At 68.9% G+C, this 2,987-nt stretch carries 1 protein-coding gene; it reads right to left on the reverse strand.

Translation table 11 applies throughout. The annotated features are described in order from the left end of the window. Window positions 1–27: 27 nt before the first annotated feature. On the reverse strand, window positions 28–2,976 hold the full coding sequence (locus tag VN419_RS04340) for a DEAD/DEAH box helicase (protein ID WP_325644820.1): 2,949 nt from the start codon (window positions 2,974–2,976) through the stop codon (window positions 28–30). Between the last annotated feature and the right edge of the window lie 11 nt (window positions 2,977–2,987).

Genomic DNA, 2,987 nt, shown 5'->3' on the forward strand with positions numbered 1-2,987 from the left:
AGGCGCGGGGGCGCTTTCGGGAGCTTTCTACCAGGAAATGGGCAGACGCGCCTTTTGCCCGGCCTTGTTCGAGAACAGCACATAGCGGTTCTCCCGGCCGAAGAGGTACAAATCCCGCGTCACGGCCACATCCTGGCGGCAATACTTGGTTATCTCGTCCAGCCGCCCCTCCTTCCACCATTGCAGGGCCATGAGGCCGTCGGCGCTTTTGCCCACGTCCAGCGTGGCTTGGGCCAGGTTGTCCAGCTTCAGCCGGTAGCCCAGGCGCTCGTGCACGTGGGCCAGCATGTCGAGGGTGGGCAGGCTGCGCCAGGCGAAGGGGTGCGCCCCGGCCAGCACGCCATAGTCGAAGCGCAGGATGTTGAAGCCCACCACCAGGTCGAAGCTCTTGAGGCGCTCGGCCAGGGCGGGAATCTCGTGCTCCTGGTAGTCCACGTAGTCGTCGGTGCCGGAATCGTAGAGCACGGCGATGCTGATGCCCATGAGGTCCGGCCGGGTCCAGCCGCCCACCTCGGCCGCGCTTCTGCGCGTCTCCACGTCGAGCACGGCGAAGCGTTTGGGCACGATGATCGCTGGGCCGGTGCCAGTTGGTGCCGAGATGCCGGGCAGGGTGCCGCTGCTGTCGTTTTTGGGCATGGTGTTCTCCGATTTTTGGGGTGCCTGGGGGCTGATGTCCGGCGCGCGGTCGTCTCCGGGCCGGCCGCAGCACAGCTCGCGCAGCAGGAAGCGCGCGGCGGCCTTGTCGATGGGCCGGTTGCCGCTGCCGCACTTGGGCGAGTGCACGCAACTGGGGCAGCCCAGCTCGCAAGGGCAGTCCGTCACCACGGCCAGGGTGCGGTCCAGCAGCTCCTCGGCCCGGTCGAAGGCCTCGCGTGTCAGTCCCGCGCCGCCGGGCATGCCGTCGTAGATGAACACGGCCGCGCCGCCGGTCTGGGCGTGCATGGGCGTTGAAATGCCGCCCAGGTCGTTTCTGTCCGTCATCACCAGAAGCGGCAAAATGCCGATGGCCGCGTGCTCGAAGGCGTGGATGCCGCCCATGAAGTGCAGGTACTCGGCCTCGGACTTCCTGCGCGCCTCGTCGGGCACGTCGAACCAGATGCCCTCGGTTTCGAACACGCTTGGCGGCATGTCGAGGGCGACCATGCCCAAAAGGTTGCCGCCCTTGGTGGAGCGCTTCTCGTACCCGGTGATCTGCTCGGTCACCTTGAGCCGCGCCAGGCTGACGCGGGTGCCCAGCACCTCGCGCCGGGCGTAGATTTCCAGAATCTCCGTGTCCTTGCTGCTGCGCACGCGGGTGGAGTAGCCCACGCGGGCCGCGCCGACCTTGGCCGTTGCGCCGGGAATGTCCAGGCTTTGCACTAGCCAGGTGCGGCCCCGGTGCAGGTACACTGCGCCGGGGTGGGTCTCGCGCCGGGCGCGCAGCGAATCCACCGCGCCGATGACCTCGCCCGTGGCCGCGTCCTCGATGGAAATTTGCGAGCCCGCGCCGCGCAGGTCCACGTTGTGGTGCGGCCGCTTGCGCGGCGAAAGGATTTCCTTGCCGTCCGCACTTTCCAACAGCTCGCCGCGCGCCAGCAGTCCGGCCAGGGCCTCACGCGCGCCAGGGCCGTCCAGGTAGGGTTCGCCGTGCACCAGGGGCAGCTCCGCCGCCGCGCAGACCATGTGCCGGGGCAGGATCACCGGATTGGCCGGGTTCAGCACCGCGTTCTCCGGCGGCCGGGCGAAGAAGTCCTCCGGGTGGCGCATGAAGTACTGGTCCAGCGCGTCCTCCTGGGCGACGAGGATGACGGCGCTTTCCTGCTGCGCCCGGCCCACGCGGCCGCCGCGCTGCAAGGTGGCCATCACGCTGCCCGGGTAGCCCACCAGGATGCACACGTCGAGTCCGCCGATGTCGATGCCCAGTTCCAGCGCGCTGGTGCTGATGACCGCCAAGAGTTCGCCGGAGGACATGCGGCCCTCGATCTCGCGCCGTTCCTCCGGCAAAAAGCCGGCCCGGTAGGCGCTGATGCGGTCTTTGTACTGGCCGCTTTTCTCGCTGGCCCACAGGGCGATGAGCTCGGTCATGCGGCGGCTTTGGGCGTACACGATGGTCTTGAGCCCCCGCGAGAGCGCGGCCTGCAACAACTGGATGGCGGCCGTGGCCGGACTGTCCTCCGGGTTCAGAAAAACCATGTGCCTGCCGCCCGCCGGGGCGAAGCTCTCGGTCACGGCCACGGGCTCGATGCCGGTGAGGAGTTGGCACAGCTGGCCCGGGTTGCCCACCGTGGCCGAACAGAACACGAACACAGGGTCCGAGCCGTAGTAGCGGCATAGGCGCTGCAAACGGCGCAGCACCTGGCTCATGTGCGCGCCCAGCACGCCCCGGTAGGTGTGCACCTCGTCCAGCACCACATGCGTCAGCGTGGCGAAGACCTGGGCCCAGGTGCCGTGGTGCGGCAGCATGGAAAGGTGCAGCATCTCGGGATTCGTCAGCAGCAGGTTGGGCGGGCGCTTGCGGATCTTGGCCCGCTGCGAGGGTTTGGTGTCGCCGTCGTAGATGGCCGCCGTGGGGCGGCGGGCCGCCGGCACGCCCTCAAGCCCGTCGATGAGTTCCGTGAAGCCGCGCAGCTGGTCCTGGGCCAGGGCCTTCAGCGGGTAGACGGCCAGGGCCCGGGAATCCGGATTCGCCAGCACGGCCTCGATGATGGGCAGCTGGAAGCAGAAGGTCTTGCCGCTGGCCGTGGGCGTGGCCACCACGATGTGCCTGCCCGCGCGCACCAGGTCCGCGGCCAGGGCCTGGTGGCTGTACAATGCGTCGATGCCGCGGGCGGCGAGCATTTCGCGCACAGCCGCGGGCCAGGGCCGCCGGGGCTCGGCGAACCCGGCCTCGCGCCCTGGCAGCAGGCGGTGGTGGCACACCTGCCTGCCCAGACGCTCGCTGGCGAGCAAGGCGGAAATGTATTCGGCTACCGCCGCTGGTGGGGAGAACTCGGCCATGGGTCGAGTGT

Source organism: Humidesulfovibrio sp. (assembly GCF_035560995.1).
GTDB lineage: Bacteria > Desulfobacterota > Desulfovibrionia > Desulfovibrionales > Desulfovibrionaceae > Humidesulfovibrio.

Excerpts from the sequence above, each read along its gene's own strand:
- VN419_RS04340 (WP_325644820.1), bottom strand. The coding sequence starts at position 2,976 with ATGGCCGAGTTCTCCCCACCAGCGGCGGTAGCCGAATACATTTCCGCC.